Source organism: Mesobacillus jeotgali (assembly GCF_002874535.1).
Lineage (GTDB): Bacteria > Bacillota > Bacilli > Bacillales > Cytobacillaceae > Mesobacillus > Mesobacillus jeotgali.
Genome location: NZ_CP025025.1, coordinates 1,230,114 through 1,250,061, shown reverse-complemented (window position 1 = coordinate 1,250,061; position 19,948 = coordinate 1,230,114). Strand labels below are relative to the sequence as shown.

At 40.0% G+C, this 19,948-nt stretch carries 16 protein-coding genes and 1 pseudogene; 4 read left to right on the top strand and 13 right to left on the bottom strand.

The genetic code is table 11. The features are described from left to right. Window positions 1-65: 65 nt before the first annotated feature. Window positions 66-536, bottom strand: coding sequence for a hypothetical protein (locus CD004_RS06095; protein ID WP_102261944.1), 471 nt, complete (start codon window positions 534-536; stop codon window positions 66-68). A 145-nt stretch (window positions 537-681) separates the two neighbouring features. On the opposite strand from CD004_RS06095, the gene CD004_RS06090 reads away from it, so the two are divergent. Together CD004_RS06090 and CD004_RS06085 are read left to right on the top strand one after the other, a co-directional pair. Continuing rightward, window positions 682-1,236 carry a tyrosine-type recombinase/integrase gene (locus tag CD004_RS06090; RefSeq protein ID WP_102261943.1) on the top strand — a complete coding sequence of 185 codons (555 nt, stop codon included), beginning with the start codon at window positions 682-684 and terminating at the stop codon, window positions 1,234-1,236. Between the two features lie 13 nt (window positions 1,237-1,249). Beyond that, the gene (locus CD004_RS06085; protein ID WP_102261942.1) at window positions 1,250-2,752 is read left to right on the top strand and encodes a potassium/proton antiporter; all 1,503 of its coding nucleotides are present in this window, start codon (window positions 1,250-1,252) and stop codon (window positions 2,750-2,752) included. A gap of 95 nt (window positions 2,753-2,847) precedes the next feature. Here the strand turns inward: CD004_RS06085 and CD004_RS06080 are convergent, their stop codons facing one another. Together CD004_RS06080 and CD004_RS06075 are read right to left on the bottom strand one after the other, a co-directional pair. Further along, complete coding sequence (locus CD004_RS06080) at window positions 2,848-3,462, bottom strand: TetR/AcrR family transcriptional regulator (protein WP_102261941.1); 615 nt, start codon at window positions 3,460-3,462, stop codon at window positions 2,848-2,850. A gap of 28 nt (window positions 3,463-3,490) precedes the next feature. Further along, entirely contained in the window at window positions 3,491-5,023 is a 1,533-nt protein-coding gene (locus CD004_RS06075; RefSeq protein WP_226675673.1) for a carboxypeptidase M32, read from the bottom strand. Window positions 5,024-5,247: 224 nt separating this feature from the next. On the opposite strand from CD004_RS06075, the gene CD004_RS06070 reads away from it, so the two are divergent. Beyond that, window positions 5,248-6,135: an ABC transporter permease subunit gene (locus CD004_RS06070; protein WP_102261940.1), complete on the top strand. Its 888-nt coding sequence runs from the start codon at window positions 5,248-5,250 to the stop codon at window positions 6,133-6,135. Beyond that, the gene (locus CD004_RS06065; RefSeq protein WP_102261939.1) at window positions 6,132-8,960 is read left to right on the top strand and encodes an ABC transporter permease subunit; all 2,829 of its coding nucleotides are present in this window, start codon (window positions 6,132-6,134) and stop codon (window positions 8,958-8,960) included. The genes CD004_RS06070 and CD004_RS06065 overlap by 4 nt, the downstream gene beginning before the upstream one ends. Window positions 8,961-9,975: 1,015 nt before the next feature. Here the strand turns inward: CD004_RS06065 and CD004_RS06060 are convergent. The 10 genes and pseudogenes from CD004_RS06060 to CD004_RS06015 form a co-directional block, all read right to left on the bottom strand. Continuing rightward, window positions 9,976-11,523: a flotillin lipid rafts scaffold protein FloT gene (locus tag CD004_RS06060; RefSeq protein ID WP_102261938.1), complete on the bottom strand. Its 1,548-nt coding sequence runs from the start codon at window positions 11,521-11,523 to the stop codon at window positions 9,976-9,978. Between the two features lie 11 nt (window positions 11,524-11,534). After that, window positions 11,535-12,071, bottom strand: a complete 537-nt coding sequence (locus CD004_RS06055) for an NfeD family membrane protein (protein ID WP_102261937.1) — start codon at window positions 12,069-12,071, stop codon at window positions 11,535-11,537. Between the two features lie 178 nt (window positions 12,072-12,249). Further along, window positions 12,250-12,861 carry a sterol desaturase family protein gene (locus tag CD004_RS06050; protein WP_102261936.1) on the bottom strand — a complete coding sequence of 204 codons (612 nt, stop codon included), beginning with the start codon at window positions 12,859-12,861 and terminating at the stop codon, window positions 12,250-12,252. Window positions 12,862-12,958: 97 nt separating this feature from the next. Then, a pseudogene (locus CD004_RS06045) lies at window positions 12,959-13,431 on the bottom strand (DinB family protein). Between the two features lie 267 nt (window positions 13,432-13,698). After that, window positions 13,699-14,388: a DUF975 family protein gene (locus CD004_RS06040; RefSeq protein WP_324782625.1), complete on the bottom strand. Its 690-nt coding sequence runs from the start codon at window positions 14,386-14,388 to the stop codon at window positions 13,699-13,701. A 77-nt stretch (window positions 14,389-14,465) separates the two neighbouring features. After that, window positions 14,466-15,449 carry a putative bifunctional diguanylate cyclase/phosphodiesterase gene (locus CD004_RS06035; protein WP_102261935.1) on the bottom strand — a complete coding sequence of 328 codons (984 nt, stop codon included), beginning with the start codon at window positions 15,447-15,449 and terminating at the stop codon, window positions 14,466-14,468. 176 nt (window positions 15,450-15,625) lie between these two features. Continuing rightward, a complete protein-coding gene (locus tag CD004_RS06030; protein WP_102261934.1) occupies window positions 15,626-16,330 on the bottom strand; it encodes an MHYT domain-containing protein in 705 nt (234 codons plus the stop codon). A gap of 400 nt (window positions 16,331-16,730) precedes the next feature. Further along, window positions 16,731-18,287, bottom strand: a complete 1,557-nt coding sequence (locus CD004_RS06025; RefSeq protein WP_102261933.1) for a BCCT family transporter — start codon at window positions 18,285-18,287, stop codon at window positions 16,731-16,733. 220 nt (window positions 18,288-18,507) lie between these two features. Beyond that, entirely contained in the window at window positions 18,508-19,230 is a 723-nt protein-coding gene (locus CD004_RS06020; RefSeq protein WP_102265010.1) for an amino acid ABC transporter ATP-binding protein, read from the bottom strand. A gap of 28 nt (window positions 19,231-19,258) precedes the next feature. Further along, a complete protein-coding gene (locus CD004_RS06015) occupies window positions 19,259-19,918 on the bottom strand; it encodes an amino acid ABC transporter permease (protein ID WP_041968211.1) in 660 nt (219 codons plus the stop codon). Window positions 19,919-19,948 lie beyond the last annotated feature (30 nt).

The following is a 19,948-nucleotide window of genomic DNA, read 5'->3' as shown; positions in this document are numbered from 1 at the left end:
TAACCCTTATAGTTATCATTTTATACCCTGCTATAGAAAAAAGGATGCCACTGTGGCATCCTTTTTTATCTTTTCCTGAATCCTTCTTCTTCTAAGTATTGTTTGGCTTCATTGTAAGAAAGGAATGTACCGTCAAGATTCAGACCGGCATACACATTCCACATTTCATCTTCATGAACAAGAATCAATGTGTGGTTTTCTGAATTTATCCAGCGTTCCTCTTCATTGTCCTCTATGATGGCTGATTCAATGGTGCTGTTGGCCGAAAGAGACTCAATCGACTGTTCAATGATCGTTTTAAGCTCTCCCTCAGAAAAATCGCGGATATTTACCATACCTTTAGGGTCGAGGTCATAGCCTTCTAAAAATTCACCATAGACAAACCCATTCCCATTTGGGTGAAGGTGATATACAACATTTTTCTTGTCATATATGCTCTCAGCATAATGAAAGTTAACACGCCCTAAAGAGACATTTTTTCGTTCAAGTTGAGGAAATGATTCAATAATTGCAAGTTTCTGTTCAAAAGTCAGCATAATTGCCTCCAGATTAATAACAAATTTTTAGATTCTGTTCATTATAACATTTGACAGTAGAGTAACAAATAAATCTTTATCAAGCAAAATCTATGTTACAAAACTTGATTTAAGATATAATTATGTTACTTAAGGAAGTGATTTAATGAAAACGGTAAGTGCAATTAAATCCAAAAAGAAAATTATCATTATGAAGAAATTCCTCGAAAATCACTCGACCAGGGATTATTGCTTATTTTTACTTGGAATCAATACTGGGATCAAACTTCAGGAATTACTTAGTCTGCGAGTCCATGATGTATGCGATAAGGATGGAGAAATCACAGATATTCTTTCCATTACTCACTACTGTAATCCTCCCGTTTACTTGAATGCCTCTATACGGAGGTCGCTAAAAAAATATTTAAATGAAAATTCTTTTCTTGATACAGACTATCTTTTTAGGTCGAGAAAAACTTCTAACCCAATAACAAGACAACAAGCCTACAGGATTATCAATGCGGCAGCCAAGAATGCCGGAATTGAAGAACCGGTAGGAATGACCACTCTCAGGAAAACATTTGGCTATCATGCCTACTCCCAGGGTGTTGCAATTTCCCTCATCCAAAAAAGACTACATCATGCCTCGCCATCAGAAACAAAGCATTTTATTGGAGTAGACCAGGAAACGGTCCCGGTTAAAATAAATATCAATCTATAAGGGGGAGTTTTTATTGCCTGAACATAATATTAGTACGGACTCATTCATCATGCTTTTAGCATTTTTATTAATTGTCGGGGTTTTGACTACGAGATTTTCAACTAGATTAGGCGTTCCCTCCCTTATCCTTTTTATATTGGTCGGAATGGTCATGGGCAGTGATGTCCTGGGTATCGTCTATTTTGACAATGCATCATTGACACAAAAGATAGGGGTAATTGCGCTGATCATCATTTTGTTTGAAGGCGGCCTGCAGACAAATTGGAAGGATGTCAGGCCGGTGATTGTCCCTTCTTTATCATTGGCGACTATTGGGGTTTTAATAACCTCGGGGATTATAGCGGCGGCTGCTAAAATGATCCTTGGGCTCGACTGGCTTGAATCCATTTTATTCGGTGCGATAGTTGGTTCAACTGACGCCGCAGCAGTGTTCGCTGTACTGAAAGATCATAATATTTCTCCAAAACTTGGATCCACCCTTGAAGCCGAGTCGGGATCGAATGATCCGATGGCCGTGTTTTTAACGGTCGCAATGATTGAACTGATTACCATCCCAAATACAAGTATCTTGACATTGATTGGTGATTTTTTCTTACAAATGGGACTGGGTTTATTACTGGGGATCATATTTGGAAAGATAGCTGTAAAAGCACTGAATTCCATTAACCTGGATTCCAGCGGACTATATCCTGTATTTGCGACCGCTTTTGCATTGCTGACTTATGGCATTACAGCATCCCTAAACGGCAGCGGGCTTTTGGCTGTATATATTGCTGCCATTATCATCGGTAATACGGAAATTGCCTACCGCCATTCGATTTTCCGTTTTTCGGAGGGGTTTGCCTGGATGATGCAAATTCTTATGTTTGTCATTCTTGGACTCCTTGTATTTCCATCAGAACTTTTTACTCCTGCCATTTTAATTCAAGGGATACTGGTTTCATTGATTCTGATTCTGGTAGCAAGACCTGTTGCGGTGTTCATTTCAACGATAAAAATGCAGTATTCCCAAAAAGAGCGAATTTTCCTTTCATGGGCAGGATTGAAAGGTGCTGTGCCAATTATCCTTGCTACCTTCCCTTTACTGGCAGGTATTGAGGACAGCCATCAGATCTTCAATGTTGTCTTCTTCGTTGTTCTGACGAGTGCACTCATTCAGGGAGCTACCATACCGATGCTCGCCAATAAGCTGGGATTGAATGGTCCTAAGAAAACAATACCGATGCAGTCGCTTGAGTTGATTTCACTTGGAAAAGCTGATGCAGAGATGATTGAATATGAAATGGAAAGCGATAATGCAATTGTCGGGAAAACCTTGATGGAAATTCCATTTCCAGAAGGGACACTGGTGAATGCGATCATACGCAATGGCAAACTGATTGCACCTACCGGTAATACAGTCATCATGGCTGGAGACTTCCTTTACATTCTGTCCGGGAGAAAAAACAAACCGAAACTGAAGAAACTATTAAAGGAAAAATCACTATATACTCAAAATGCGCTAGAGCTGAAGTAATGAAGCTGTTTTCGTCAATTTCATTACTTACATCCCCTTGACCTGGCGAAACAAAATTAAAACCAGTGAGGACCCACCTCACTGGTTTTAATCATTTATACTTTCAAAGTTTCCAAGAACATATTCTGCATTTCTTTTAATATTAGTTTATATTGATAATTTTCAAGTATAGTTGCCTGCAATGTAGCTCCATTGACCATCGCCCAAAAAATATCTGCATATGTCACGGGATCTAGCTCTTTGTTGAATTCACCTGATGTCTGGCCATCTTTTATTATCCCTATCAGCAATGAAACAAAGAAATCTTTATATCGTTCAGTCAACACTTTCTTTAACTCCGAATTACGTGTTGAATACAATCTGAACTCGTAATGGACAATCGCATCGCCCTTGTTCTCTTCAGCATTCGGATCGTTATCAAGATAGGCTTCAATCAAGTAGTGGAGTTTATCCAGCGCTGTCTTTCGCTCTGCTATCGCTTTTGAAAATTTTTTTCCCGAGTTATTTGTCTGGCCTTCCATCAAGGCAAGATAGATATCATCCTTACTTTTGAAGTAATTATAGATTGCCCCTTTGCTAAGGCCAGAGCGAGCGACAATATCATCAACAGTGGATGCTTCAAAACCCTTCTCGGCAAAACAAACATGAGCGCTCTGCAAGATTTCCTGACGCTTCTTTTCCTTGTACTCCTCTGAAACAATTGGCGTCATATAAATTACCTCATTCTTTTACGTTGAATTATAATTTGTATACTTTGCTATACTTTTCTTCGAGATACTGAACGAGATATTCAGCATTTAGTTCTTCACCAGTGGCTTTTACAATCAATTCATTAGGTGTATAAAGCATGCCATACTGATGGATGTTTTCCCTTAGCCAGTCTTGTATCACTGAAAAATCACCCTGCTCAATACTCTCATAGAAATCCGGCAAGTCTTTCTTGATCTTGTTCAGGATTTGGGCTGCATAAAGATTTCCAAGAGAATATGACGGGAAGTAGCCAAGCCCTCCGAACGACCAATGAATATCCTGGAGCACCCCTTCACTGTCAGTAGATGGTGTAATGCCAAGATAGTCTTTCATTTTTGCGTTCCAGATTCCTGGCAATTCCTTCGCCTCTATTTCCCCGGCAATCAAAGCCTTCTCAATTTCATAGCGAACCATGATATGAAGATTATAGGTTAGCTCATCAGCCTCAACTCGGATAAAAGATGGCTGGACAGCATTCGTGGCTCGATAAAAATCATCCAATTCCACTTTCCCAAGTTGATTTGGGAAATGTTCCTGCAGTTTCGGATAGAAGTACTTCCAGAATTCCTCACTGCGTCCTACCATGTTTTCAAGAAAACGCGACTGAGATTCATGGATTCCAAATGAAGCACCATCCTGAAGGACTGTATCCTGGAATTCCGGATTAATATTTTGTTCATAAATACCATGCCCAGCTTCATGAATTGTTCCGAAAATAGCAGAGCGGACATTATTTTCAATATATCTTGTCGTAATCCTCACATCACGGGTATTGACAGGTTGCGCAAAAGGATGGACGGTTTCATCCAGTCTCCCTGCTTCCATATCGAAGCCGATCAGCGGCAAGATATAACGGTTGAACTCTTTTTGCTTCTCTACAGAATATGATTTTTCAAATATCTCCACTGATGGCTTGTATGAAGACTCTTGGATTCTTCTAAGTAAATCAGTGCTTGATTCTCTTAATTTAACAAACAAAGGGTCAAGTTTTTCCACAGTCAAACCAGGCTCAAACTCGTCCAGAAGCGCATCATATGGATGGTTTTCATAACCGTAAATTTCAACAGCTTTCCTTTTGAATTCTACGATCTTCTCAAGATAAGGAAGGTATTTTTCAAAATCATTATTCTCTCTTGCCTCTTCCCATGCATCATTTGCCTTTGAGGTAAGCACAGAGAAATCTTTAATCATTGCAGCTGGAATACTCTTTGAACGGTTATAAAATTTAAGGCGTTCACGTACCTTAGCCTTTACCGACTCATCAAGGTACTCCTCTGCTTCTGGTGTGGAGAGCGTGTTAAGTGCCTCCCCCATTTCCTCAGAGACTGTTAGCTTGAAAGCTTCTGTTCTAAGCGTTCCATTTGCATTCGCAAAAATAGAGCGTCCTTTTTTCGGTGAAATAACTTTTTGGTCCCAGCTCAACAAACCTAAAATACTATTAAAATGCGAAATCTTCTCATCTAATTCATTAAACTTTTCGAGCGCAGACATGATTGATTGATTCATAACCCTTTGTTCCATGTCGATTTCCCCTCTTTCTAATGAGTGAATTTACCCCTGGAATGCTATATACTTTGCGTGGATTAGAAATTTAAATAAACTATCCAGTCGGTTTATTATAATCCATATTACAATATTTTTTCAATTATCACAAAATTATTAAAAAATATTTCTGAAATCATGCAACTTTTCATAAACTTACTACGTCAAAAACAAAAAAAGAAATTTTTCCCAAAGGAGAGTATATGAAAAAAATCATTCATTACCCATTTTTATTTTTGACCTCCATTGCAGGTCTTTTATTTTTCATGGCCTTTCCCAGGCTTTTCAGCTTCCGGGAACCTGACAGTGATCACCTTGGAGTCAATTTGTTATCCTTTTTAAAGGTAATTGGAGATACTGTCATGCAATTTTTCAAGCCTTCGAGTTGGCAATTTTTCGAAAACTGGAACACGGAAATCGTTCTTGACCGGTATACATATTCTCTTGAACTTATTTTCTTTAGTCTGTTGTTCACTATTTTTATCGGAAGTATAATCGCCTATTTATTTATGAATCTTTCATTTAAACAACGTGTTAGAGTGAAGAATGTCCTTAATTTTTTTGAAGGGATTCCTGATTTACTGGTCATTTTCATGATTCAACTGTTTTTATTTATGCTCTATAGAGAGTTCCAGATCCGCCTTGTCACCATGTATGGACTGGCAGGCAAAGAACCAATCATCTTCCCGATGATCATTAATTCGCTCCTTCCTTCCTTATTTTTCGCTCAATACTTGATCAAGGTTATGGAAGAAGAATTCGAAAAACATTATATTCTACTTGGCCAGGCAAAAGGGTTATCTAGACTGCATCTACTTTTCTCGCATTTAACCAGGAATATCGTTCCGGTTGTCTCGATCCATTTTAAGACCATTATCTTTATGGTTTTAACTACCCTTGTACTAGTTGAACATATGTTTGTCCTAGATGGGTACATAAAAGAGCTCAATAAACTGCTTCAGATGCGAAGTACCTCACCAGTGAGCATCTTCTTTTACGTGGGAGTTTTCATGCTTCCTGTCATTATTGTTGAAAGAATCGTTTCTTTGATTGGTAAGAAGTTCAGAAGCGTCCGGGGGCTGGATATATGAGAAGAGTAAAAAGAATTTTACCGACTGGGATATCGTCGGTTGAAAATAAAGTAAGTGCTAATCCCCAAAAAGCAAAAATGGGATTATTCCTTTATTTGAAGGCTTATCTAAGGATGATCGTGAAAATAAGTTCCTATATCAATCATCATAAACATCGGAATATCATGGTTGGTTCAGCACTACTTCTCACCTTGTTCTTGATCAGCTGGAATACAGAACTGATGCCTGAGAGCAATGAGCCGCTGATTTTCGATGAGAATGGAAAATTTGTCGCAGCACCGCCTGCTCCCCCTTCACTGACCTTCCCGCTCGGGACAGATTTGGGCGCAAGGAGCATGGTTAACTTGGTGCTCGTAGGAGTTAAGTATACTCTTGGTGCTGTAATGGGGATCACTTTTGCTCGATTATTGCTTGGGACCATACTGGCACTTGTAACGAAATTACTGTATCCAAGCTTTAGACGATATTTCTCAGCTTTCTTTTGGCCATTTCGGTATATTCCCCAATTGCTTGTCGGGATTATCTTGATGCTTCCTGTCGCAGCTTCACCAATGGGATATTCAGCAACAGTCATTTTGGAATATCAATTGATTATCATGTTGCTGGTCGGACTTCCCGGCGTCTATAATTACATACTTGATATGGTGGATGAAATTGAAAAACAGCCTTATGTGCTTAGCTCAACACTGATGGGAGCAAGTAAATTCCACATGTTGAAAAAGCATATATGGCCCAACGTTAAATCCCATTTACTTTTATTAACAACACAGCAAATTTTATCAATATTACAGCTATTGACGTTTCTAGGAATCTTTTCATTATATTTAGGCGGTCCGCATCCAACTCCTTTGACTGATACACCACGGCTGATTTACCGTTCGATCACCAACGAGCTTGCCGGTATGGCCGGACAAAACTTCTGGTTGATCAGAAGAGCTCCGTGGATGGCCTACAGTCCAATTTTAATCATTGCTTTTATTGCCATCATCGTGAATTGGATGAAGAAAGGGATTGAGGACAATTTAGCTGGAGTCGTACCTGCAAAAAACAGGGTGAAAGCAGCACCTGAGCAGGTTATAAAAACAGACACCCGCATATCCAAAAATTTTATGCTAGTAGGCGTCCCCGAACAAGCTAAGATAGAGTATGAAAAGAAGAAATATGTCAGTGACTTCGTGAGAGAAAAACTCACGATGACCCGCAGGTATTTGAACCGCTTTACGGGTTATCGGTTTATTGAGAAGCTTTCCATTAGGGCTTCTGAACATATTTCCTATTATCCTAAGGCAGCATTTACCGCTTTATTGACGGTATCCTTCGTGCTATGGGCGGGTGTATTTTCGTATGCGAATTTCTTTGCAGAGGAAGATACGAAGAAAGAGGAAAAAAGTGTTGATGCATCAACTGAACCAAAAGAGGCTAAAGACTTATTTAGTTACAGCTTTACCAACACGGAGCATGAGCCGGTCAAATATAAGGCCGACTTGACCTATTTGGATGCAGATGCGACATTGCAGGGAACACTGCATGTTGAAACAACTAATACTACCGGTTCCGAACAGGATAAAATCTATTTCCACCTGTACCCTAACCAGTTCAAGGAACCAATTGATGGTCCGGAATGGGAATTCGTCAGAGGCCCTTCTCCGACACCAGGCTGGATTGAGATTAAAGACATCAAAGTGAATAAACAGAAAGCTGATTTTAAAGTCGAAGGCACGATATTAGAAATACAAATTGATGAGTGGAAAGCCAAGTCTGCCGCCGAACTGGACATTCAATTCAACTTCCAGCTCCCTTCGAATTACAGCAATGCAAGCTATGATTATGCCGCAGTATGGCTTGGCAGTTTCCTGCCAATACAGGCTGTATATGATAAGAACGGCTGGAATCTGGATCCGTATTCACCAATAGGATTTCCTTTTTATAGCGAGACAGCTAACTATGATGTAACCATTAACGCCCCTGCCAAATACGAGATTCTATCGAATGCAGAAGAAGCAAATGCGGCAACAGAAATCGAAGGTGAAAACAAGAAATATAGCGCCAAGGTAGAGGGTGTCCGCGATTTTTCTATCGTCTTATTGGATACTCAGTATTATCAAACGGAAAGATTCATGACCCGTAATGAAACACTCGTGAATGTTTGGTACCGCCCAACCACTGACAAACAAGAAACAGCAAACAGAAATGTAATGGGCGCTGGTCAATCAATCGATTATTTTGAGGAATTTTTTGATTCAACACTACCTTATAAAGAACTGGATATTATCCGAACCGCAGAAGGCAACCCTCAAATGGCTTACCAGGGAATGATCTTCTCAGCTGGGTATAATTTTTCAGATAACAGCTTTACTTCTCTCAGCATGACTGACGGAGTGGTCCGCCAATGGCTTTCAGGATTGGTCGGAAGCCACGGATATAAAGAACCATGGGTTAATGAAAGTCTCGTAAGCTATTCCTTGAAAACCTATATGGGGGAAAAAGGCTACACGATTAGTCAAACTGCAGAAGATCAATTAAAGCAGCAGGACGAGATCGCAAGAATTCAAACAGAAGGCCAATATTTAGGCAGCCCATTAAGTGATTTTAAAAACATCAATGACTATATCGTTATGATGAATTTACATGGTTACAATATGTACGCTGAGCTGGATTATTTAGTCAAGGCGGGCAAAGTGAATAAAGCTCTGAAGACATATGTCAACGAGTACACAAACAAAAACGCATCTGGACACGATGTAATTGAACTTTTTGAAAAAGCAGGTCATCCTCAGGCAAAAGGATATTTCGAGGGATGGCTGAAACCTGAGGTAAAAGAATAGCTTAGTTTTCGCCTGAGCTTTGGTGGTGAGCTCAGGCGTTTTTTTGGACTTCAACTGTAAAGAACATGTGATTTTTTCAAATTCGCTATAATACCGAAAAAGTCGCTATAAAAATCGAAAAGTCGCTATAAAAAATTTTTTTCTGATATTACATATAAAAATTTTTTTACACTATATATTAGCACCTTCTCAATAAAAAACCCGCCTGAATTGATATTTAACCATTCTGTTTTGGGTGGATATCATTTAAATGACAATAAAAATGGCGTGTAAACTGACATCAGTTTTGACACGCCATTTTTCTAATTTAATGTATTTTCTGATCCAAAATATAATGGTTCTTATTCAACAAAGCACCCGTTTATTCCACACCATAAAAGAACGGTCCCTGGTGAAGGGATCATCATGGGCTGATAAATAAGCGGAGAAACTTCCCTTATTTAGAAAATGGCACGGAAAACAGCTTAAATAGACGGAAGATTTCCGCCTATTTACTTGAAAAACATAAAAAATTGGCATTCGCACTTGCTTAACCGGAAAACCTCCGCTTATTTACCCCTTACCGAGCTATACTCTACAGTTTAACCGGATATTCTCCGCTTATTTCTAGGATTGTTTGTTACTCAATTAAGTTTAAGTCTGCCCTTGTTTTAAAAAAAATCAATCTTCCGCTAACTGCTCCGTTCGTTGAAGAAAAAATAAAGTAAAATTCCATGTTCATCGTTATAATGGCTATACATGAATGTAATGTTCGTAGAATGCAACCCTTAAATTGACTTCCGAACTGGCCATAAAATTGACAGTGTAAATGACCGTCATTATTCCTTGTACTACAAACAGTGTCAATGGCATTTAATATCATTTTGCAGGTGTTAATTTGTAATGAAATGGCTTATAAATGCTGGCACAATAGGAAAAATGGCGTGGACAATTTCCACGCCATTTACTGTGCCATTTTCGCCATATGCACCTCAAAACGGAACGGTTTAAATTGGTATCCAGGCGGCTTTCCCTTCTATTCTTCCTGCTTCACAGCAGCTTCAATTCTATTTTCTGTCTTGTTTTCGCGAATTTCATCTGCCAACGCATCGATACTGTGTCTTACATTGGCTTTGCCTGAGAAATTCTCGATTAACTCTTTTACATCAATACCGGATGATGCTTTTAGTGATTCCTGAAGCGTCGACATAAGATTAGTCGCATAGCCGGTTACCTTGTTTGCTCCGCCATTGGCGTCACTGCCGCCAGTGTCGACAACGGTAATCTTATCGATGTTTCCAAGTGGTGCTGCAACCTGCTTAGCGTATTCAGGAAGCATTTTCACGATCATATCGAGGATTGCGGCCTGGCCGAACTGTTCGAACGCTTCGGCAATCTTTTCTTTCGCTTCTGCTTCTGCGATACCTTTCAGGCGGATGATTTCAGCTTCCGTTTCACCCTGTGCACGCTCCGCTTCTGCTTTTGCAAGTCCATCCATGCGGATTCTCTCTGCTTCGGCACGTGCCATTGCTTCAATACGATATTTATTTGCATCTGCTTCTGCGATTTGCTTAGCTTTATCTGCAGCTGCGGATTGCTCAACAGAGTAGCGGTCTGCATCTGCTTTTTTCTTGACTTCGGAATCATATTGGCGTTCGCGGCGCAGGATTTCTTTTTCCTCGAGCTCGATTTGCTTTTGGCGCTCGATGATTTTGACTTGCATTTCCTGCTCTGTTACTTCTTGCTGAGCACGGGCATTTTCCAGGTCATAGGCCTGGTCGGCACGAGCCTTGGCAATATCCTGTTCACGGCGGAACTCAGCCATTTTTAAGCCGTTAATTTTTTCAGCTTCGGCAATTTCTGTCGCACGTTCAAATTCTGCTTTCTTTGCTTCTTTATCTGCTTCCGCTTTCTTGATTCTTGTTTCTTTTTCCGCGTCTGCAGTTGCGATATCAGCATCGCGTTTTACCTGGGCAATACGAGGTTTACCCAGTGAATCAAGGTACCCGTTTTTATCGCGTACATCCTTGATCGTGAATGACACAATAATAAGTCCCATTTTTGCAAGGTCCTGTGAGGCAACACGCTGAACTTCCTGAGAGAACTTATCACGGTTCTTGTAGATTTCTTCTACAGTCATAGATCCCAAGATTGAACGCAGATGTCCTTCCAATACTTCCTTTGCTTCATTCTCCCGATCTTCTTTCGTTTTTCCAAGAAACTGTTCAGCAGCAGTGGCAATTTCACTGATGGAGCCACCAATTTTGATGATTGCCGTTCCGTCAGCCATTACTGGCACACCCTGCTCTGTGTAGACTTCCGGAGTGGTGACCTCCAGTTTACTTGAAAGCAGGCTTAATGGGCGTGATTGCTGAAACACAGGGAAGATGAACGTACCCCCGCCCCTGATGATTTTTATCTTATTATTCGATTCATCCGTGTGCACATTGCGGCTTCCCAAAAAGCTGCCCGTTACAATCAGGGCTTCATCAGGTCCAGCCGTTTTATATTTGGTGATGAAAACAGCAATCATAGCGATGACAAGGAAGACAACAAAACCAATAACTATAAACATAAGATCCATACCTTTTCCCCCTAAATATAAGTCTCTAATTCTTCGTACATCTTGACTTGCAATACTCCATTTTCAATATCAATGATAAGTACTTTTTTTCCATAAGGTATTTCTGTTTTTGTGAAACTGACTGCCGGTTTAGAGATGCGGCCGCTGATATTCTCAATCATGACTTCACCATAGCCGTCGACCGGGATTCCAGTAATGACGGTTCCAATCCTCCCTCTTAAGTCACTCTCTTTATACACCAGGGACTCCTCGGCATTGGATAGGGGTATCAGAACAAATACATTCAGCAAAGTTACCAGAATGAGAGCAATAATAGCAGAAGCAGCAGCAATCAAAACACTGTGCAGCTTTGTGAAAACTTCACCTAAATATCCGCCTGCAGAAAAAATCGCCGCAAAAGAAAAAATTAATGTTGGATTCACAAAAGGAATGCCTTCTGTCAATCCCTCAAGAGCGTCACCGAAAAATAGATAAATAATCGTGACAGCACCTGAAATCACCAAGCCGTAAAAATAAATCGTTTCTAATGGAATGCCAAATAGTTCCATTTTTAATCACCCCTTGCTAAGATCGACCAAGCACCCTCCCTTATTCCATTTATTTCTTGATATGTAATACGATTGTCATCTTAATAGGTTTCAAAAAATTGTAGAAATTTCGTTATTTTCCTCCTGATACCAATTAAAAAGCCTGATTGCCTTTAAAAGTAATCAGGCCCGTACGTGATTACATACGTTTTTCCAATGCCTTGGCTGTTCTGCTTGTTTCTACATTTTTTTCATCTTTAAATGTTCCAAATAGAAAGTCGGCAAACGGGGTACTGACTCCATACCAGTAATTTTCATTTTTATAATGATGGAGAATATGGACTTTTTTCACCCAGCGCCCGAATTTAGTCTTTGGTTTAATTGGCCGATGGGCAACATAATGCTTCCATTCATAGACCAAAAGCATCGTCATGAGGCCTGTTCCGAAAGCTATTGTCAGGTTGATAGAATTAAAAGTGAGATAAAAAAGATAAGACAGGACAAAGAAACCCGGAAGACTGTACCACAGGGGCAGGAATAGAAGTTTAAGGTTGTTCGGATCAGCGTGATGATCATAGTGGATTCTTTTCATGAACCTTAGTAATAAGGGATTTTTCGGAGCTTTAATGTGAAAAAAGAATCTGTGAGTAAAGTATTCGCTGAGAGCAAAGGTAACCATCCCAGTAATGAAAAAAAGAAACATAAGCCATGTAACTTCCATGAATAGAGAGATACCAACTCCTGTCAATATTAAAATAATCAAGACACTAATATCAGGAAAAAAAAGAAAATCCTTGAAAAGTTTATTCATTTTTCAGCCCCCTTATAGTTCGTTTAACCTATTATATATTATCTGACTATTCAATTAATACAAAAACCTGCAGATTGCTCCGCAGGCTTCTGGTAATTTATTTAACGACACGCTCTTTTTCTTTACTGTATAACTTCTTAATCATCCTGATTTGTCCACGATGATTCAATTCATCCTCCAGGACATGGAACCATTTAAAATAATTGTTTCCTGGCTCATTCCACCACCAGTTTGTCTGCTCAAACAACCATCATCAGAAAGTGTCCGGAATTTTCGATACGTATCTTCCCGTACAGCCTGGAGATCGGCAAGATAATGTTCCAGAGGAAACCCTTTGAATGCTGCCTTTCCTTTTTCTCCTAGTTCAAGACCTGCTGCCAGGGCTTTTTCCTCTTCCTTAGTTGGATCCCTTTTCTCAAATGTAACAATCTGATAGATTCTTTCAACGGCAGCCATGTGGCCTAGCAACATTCCAATTGAGTTTGCTTCATCATGAATCAGGAAATCAAGCTCCTCAATTGTGAGTCCTTCTACTGCTTCCATGGTTGTGGAACGTGCGTAATTCATCATTGACACCAGATGACCGAAAGTTGGACTGAACCCTTCTTTCTGATCGACCAAAAATAAAGTTGATCTGTCTTTTTCCATATTTCCCCTCATTTCCTATATTTCATGAACTAATATTATTCGGCGTGCTTCACAATTATCCTTCTTATTCATTTATTATAGATTGGTATGATCATAGAGCATGCCAAATCGTCCTGCCTGGCAGGCAAGCATGTCAGGGAAATGGAGGAAAAGAAAAAAACCAGCTAAAATTAGCTGGATTATTAAACATTAGCTTTCCAAGTCAGCAGGCTTAGCCTCTTTATGGTCTTGCGGCGCGATTAATTCATTATAAAAAGTAGCATTGGCTGTACTGATATACGGAGTCAGCCACAAGAAACCAATCCCTAAAGTAAAGATGGCAATCAAGACCCACCCTATAAAACTAAGATTCAATAAGAAATATTTCCACTTATAGCCCTTCATCCTGATTTTACTTTCTGTGATCGCTTCAAGGGCGGAGAGCTGTGGGTTATCCCTCAAAATGAAAAACACTTGTGAGTAGGAAATTCCCTTGATAATCCCTGGTATGATCAGCAGTAATGACCATAGCATCGTGAAGATCCCAACAAGGATAGATGTACCGATAACTTTCAGTGATAGCTCCCATTCTTTATACACCGTAAAGACATCGGAGATTTTCGGGTCATTCCATCTGGCAATAACAAGGTAGAACCAGTAGCTGGCAACTGTCATCGGGATGAACAAAAACGATATTAGAAGATTAACCATGTCAGCAATCAATGGGGTTTCTGTTTGATTAAACCACTCTGAAAATCCACCACTTAAAGGCACTTCTACAATCGTCGGCACTATAGTCGTAATCAAAAAGACTATAAATGTAAGTGCTACTCCGATGCCCCACTTTCCTTTTAAAGTCGCTAGAGCCTTCTTTTTGATTTGTGAAATAGATATATTCATTCACTTTCCTCCTAAAAAACTAAAATGAAGATACACACCAATTATATTTTGAAAAAAATAACAAATTCATAGAATATTTAAGAGACCGCAACTGATTGTGTCTCAAAAGCCTTGACCCATTCAACTACCTCCACAGCATTAAGCGGCTTGGAATAGTAATAACCCTGAATAATTGGATTTTCAAAATTTTGGGACAGGAAATTCATCTGGTCTTCGGTTTCCACTCCCTCAATCACCACTTTTAGTTTCAATGAATGTCCAAGACTAATGATTGCTTTCATAATCGCTGAATCCTTCTCTGATTGTGGAACATCATCAACAAAGGACTTATCAATTTTCAACGTAGAAATCGGCAGCCGCTTTAAATACGATAAGGAAGATACACCCGTTCCGAAATCATCGAGAGCAACAGTACACCCAAATTCTTTGAAAACACTTACTGCCCTGATTGCATTTTCTATTTGATCGATTACGCTTGTCTCCGTAATTTCAAGTTCAAGATACTTGCTTTCAATTTCATATTTCGAAATACTTTGTTTCAACATTTCCATCAACTGTGGCGATGTGAAATAGGAACCTGGAATATTAATCGCTACTTTGAAAGCTTCGTTTCCTCCATTCATCCAAAACATTATCTGCCTGCACACATAGTTGATGAGCCAATCCGTTACCTCATGCATCTTGCCGTTTTCTTCGAGAACCGGGATAAAGATACCAGGAGAAATAACACCGTGCACAGGATGCTTCCAGCGCAGCAACGCTTCAACACCAAAGATCATTTTCGTGTTTGAACATACTTTTGGCTGATAGAGAACATAAAGTTCATCATCAACCATCGCCCTGTCAATGTCATGAATGAGATTCCGTTCAAATGCGAAAGTATGGATCTTCGGATCATATTCAATTACTTCATGATTGTAATCAATGTTAGACTGCAGGAGCACTGCCATCGTATTGGAAAATAAATCAGATTGTTCATTCTCCTCTGAGCAAGATACTGCACAAACCATATTAATGACTAATTTCTTCTCTTTGATGACTATAGGTTTTTTCAAAATCACGGTGATTCTCTCAAGGGAGGTTTTCAGTTTTTCATAATCTCGTCCATTCTCTGATAAAGAGCAAAGCGATTCCCTTCTATTCTATAAATCACACAGAATGACGGTTTTAGGCTGACAAGAATCTCACTAACTGACTTAATGACTTCATCACCAAATTCGTAACCATATCGGCTATTTCACTTTTCCAGTCCATGTAAATGGATCACTGCCATGCTGGCTGGTGAAGAGGAATTGAGCACTTTTTCGAATTGGCGTCTATTCGGCAATCCTGTCAAAGCATCGAAATTATTCAACCGGAAATCAACATACCGGTCAAGCAGGCTGGATAATCCAGAAAACACCAATATTACTCCTATTCCAACGGTCACAGCAATGATTAGCATATGCAAATTCATATGATGTCCATGTTGAGTTGCCGGAAGCACGGTCCCCTCTGTATAAAAAACTACCGCCTCCATACCTGTATAATGCATACTTGATATAGCTATCCCCATCAGTAAGGAGGTAATCAACTTGACATAAAAATTCCCCATAAATCTTTGCATGCTGGTAAATATGTACAGAGCAACATAAGAAACAATAGTGGCAATCAGAACGGACAAAACAAAAATGAAAGGCCGATAAGAATACTCAATATCCATCTCCATTGCCGACATCCCGATATAATGCATCGAAGCAATTCCGATACCCATGATCATGCCAGCGAGTATTTGTGGCCAACGAGTTACATTGATACGATTGGAAATATAAAACGCCAGGTATGAGGACAAGACGGCAGGAAAAATGGATAATATCGTTACTGAAACGTTAAACTGCATTGATACCGGAAGTCTAAAAGCACTCATCCCGATGAAATGCATCGCCCAAATCCCCAACCCCATAGCAATGGATGCAAGGGTCAGCCAAAAACTCCGGCTAAAAAAACCATTCTTGCTAATCCTTTAGTTCATCGAAAGGGCAGAAAAGGAAGCAAGGAAGGCTATTACCACCGAAAGAAATACAATTGGCAGTGAATATTCTCCCTGTAAAATTACAATATTGTCTGACTCGGGACTAAAAAACATGCTTGGCTAACATCCTTTATTTAATTTTCATGTTGTTTATAGTAAATATATCGGCTAGAGTTCTTTATTTTGAATACAGCCAAACAGCTAACTTACTTTGGAGTGAGATAAAAGGTGGTAGACCTGGACAACTCTATTGCCATACTTACTGCAAAAAAAAAAACGCTGCAAGCAGCAGCGCACTTAATCTTAATATATCTAACTGGGGTATGCCAATTTATTTACGATCCCCATCTTTATTTGCAGCTTTCTCTAATCTCCTGAATCGCCTTAAATCTGCAGACCTTATTGGCAGTGGCTCTTTTTTCAGAAGCTTAAGAATCGCGAACATTAACAGCAAAAGCAACACTGTAAACGGTAGTGCAGCAATCAATGAAGCAGTCTGTAAAGCTTCGAGACCACCTGCGTATAGCAAAACTGCAGAGATGGCTGCCATTAGCGAGCCCCAAACAATTTTTGCAAATCTTGGCGGGTTCAAACTTCCGGAAGTCGTCATACTTGCCAGAATATAAGTTGCTGAATCCGCTGATGTTACCAGGAAAGTAAAAATTAATATAATAGATAAAATAGAAAGAATAGTTGACATCGGCAGCACTTCAAAAGTCTTGAATAGAGCAGATGTTAAATCTGCGTTCACTGCTGCAGCAATTCCTGTGTCATAATTCAAATCATTCCAAAGTGCAGTGCCTCCGAATGCTGCGATCCAGAGACAGGCAATTACAGGCGGGATGACCATGACGCCAAAAATATATTCCCTGATGGTTCTGCCCTTTGATACCCTGGCAACGAACGCTCCAACAAATGGAGACCACGCTATCGCCCATGCCCAATAGAAGATTGTCCAATCTCTTGTCCATGTCCCTTCCTGGTATGGCTGCAGTCTTAGGCTGTATTGAATGAAGTTGGCAAAATAATCCCCAATCGCGAGTGTGAAGCTTTCCATGATAAAGACTGTTGGTCCCGCAATCAATACAAATAATAGTAGCACAATCGCGATTCCAAGATTCAAGTTACTCAACATCGCGATCCCTTTTTCAAGTCCAGTCGAAGATGAGATCATATAGGCAATGAAAATCACTAAAATAATGATCATTTGTATGCCGATAGAGTTTCCAGTATCAAAAACAGCATTGAGTCCGCCATTCATTTGAAGGACACCTAGTCCGACAGATGTGGCGATCCCCATGACAGTCGCGACAACAGCAAGTGTATCAATTGTGTTTTTCACTGCTGGTTTTGTACCTGTAATCGGTTCAAGTGCAGTAGAAACCAAACCATTTTTTTGTTTGCGGAATTGAAGGAATCCAATTACTAAGCCAACTATCGCAAAAACAGACCATTGACTCACACCCCAGTGAAAAAAGGAGTATCCCATTGCAACTCTAGCCGCACTTCTTGATTCCCCTTGTATATCCGCGAATGGTGTGTTAAAAAAGTGGCTCATTGGTTCAGCAATTCCCCAGAATACAAGCCCGGCGCCAAAACCAGCTGAAAAGAGCATACCAATCCAGGTAAAGAAAGAAAACTCAGGTCGTTCACCTTCTCCGCCAAGTCTGATGGCGCCATATTTACTGACGGCCAGTCCTATCAAGAAGAGTACAATAATAAATACTGCAAGCAAGTAGAACCAGCCAAAATTAACTGTTGTAAAACCAAACAACTCTCCAGCCACCGCACCAAACTTCTTTGGCATAATGGCTCCAACTACGACGAACAACAAAATCACCGCAGCTGACACAGAAAAAACAAAGTTTGATAATATATTCTTGATCATGTCAGCCTCCAAAAAATATGCATTTTTCAGTATGTATAAAAATTTCACTTACCTTTTTCTAAGGGGCAAATATATATTTCCTGCCATGTAATTATTCTGCAAACTTTTTCCCTCTATTATCCATGGTGAAACATTTTTTTATATCCCATTTCCATCTACATAACACTAGGTCCTAAAAAGGCAAAAAAATGGACGCTTAGAGAACCTAAGCGTCCATCCATTAAAAGGTTTTGCTTAAAAACTCACGTGTACGTTCCTCGACAGGGTTATCAAAGATTTCATCTGGGTGGCCAACTTCTACAATCCGGCCTCCGTGCATATAGACAACCCAATCAGCTACCTCGCGCGCAAAGCCCATTTCATGTGTCACGACTACCATGGTCATGCCCTCTTCTGCCAGCTCTTTCATCGTTGCCAGTACTTCTCCAACCAGCTCCGGGTCGAGTGCTGATGTCGGCTCATCGAACAGCATGATATCTGGCTTCATCGCCAGCGCTCTCGCAATTGCTACTCGTTGTTTCTGACCGCCAGAAAGCTTGGATGGATAGACTTTTTCTTTATCCGCCAGGCCAACCTTTTCTAGCAGCTCTCTTGCTTCCTTTATCGCCTGTGATTTGCTGATCCCTTTTACATGTACTGGCGCCTCGATAATATTCTCAATCACATTTTTATGAGGAAATAGGTTAAAGTGCTGAAAAACCATGCCGATTTTCTGGCGCACTTCGTTCAGGTCATGAGAATCTGCATTTACTTCTTCACCCTCAATGATGATTTGGCCATTATCTTTAATTTCCAGGAAGTTCAGGCATCGCAGCAAAGTACTTTTACCTGAGCCACTTGCTCCTATCAGGCAGACAACGTCACTTTCTTTTACATTTATATCTACATCCTTCAATACATGAAGGTCGCCAAATGATTTATTCAGTTTCTTAACATTGATCATATCTCTTCCGTCCAAAACAAATTCCCCCTTAATCACTTACCGAAAGTTTCTTCTCAAGCAGTCCAACCAAAGCAGATATCAAGTAAACAAGGAATAGATAGTACACTGCAACGATGAGCAAGTACGTCATATTGTCAAAATCGTTTGCCCCTTTTGTTGTCGCGACATTGAATAATTCGTACATTCCAATGAATGCTGCTAGTGAAGAATCCTTGAGGCCAATGATGAATTGATTCCCAAGAGGGGGCAAGGCACGACGGAATGCTTGTGGGAGGATAATTCTCCGCATTGTAAGGACCCTGCTCATACCAAGTGAACGGCCAGCTTCCATTTGTCCTTTATCGATTGATTGTATTGTGCCCCTGAAGATTTCGGCAATATAGGCACCGTTATGGAAAGCAAGCCCAAGGGCTACAGACCAGAAAGCAGAGATGTTCAAATTGGTCATACCAAAGTAGAAAATGAAGATCTGGACGATCAACGGGGTTCCTCTGACCAAATAGATATAGGCATTTGCAATCCATTCCAGAACTTTAATACCTGATATTTTTAGGAAGGCAAAAAACAACCCTATGAAAATAGCAATCAAAATCGAGACTGCTGTAACTTGCAATGTAAGCAGCATGCCTTTGAGGAATATATCATACGTGTCAAAAAAGACTTCTATAACATGCGATAGACTTGGCAAAATTCATTCAACTCCCTGTGGGCTCTTTTA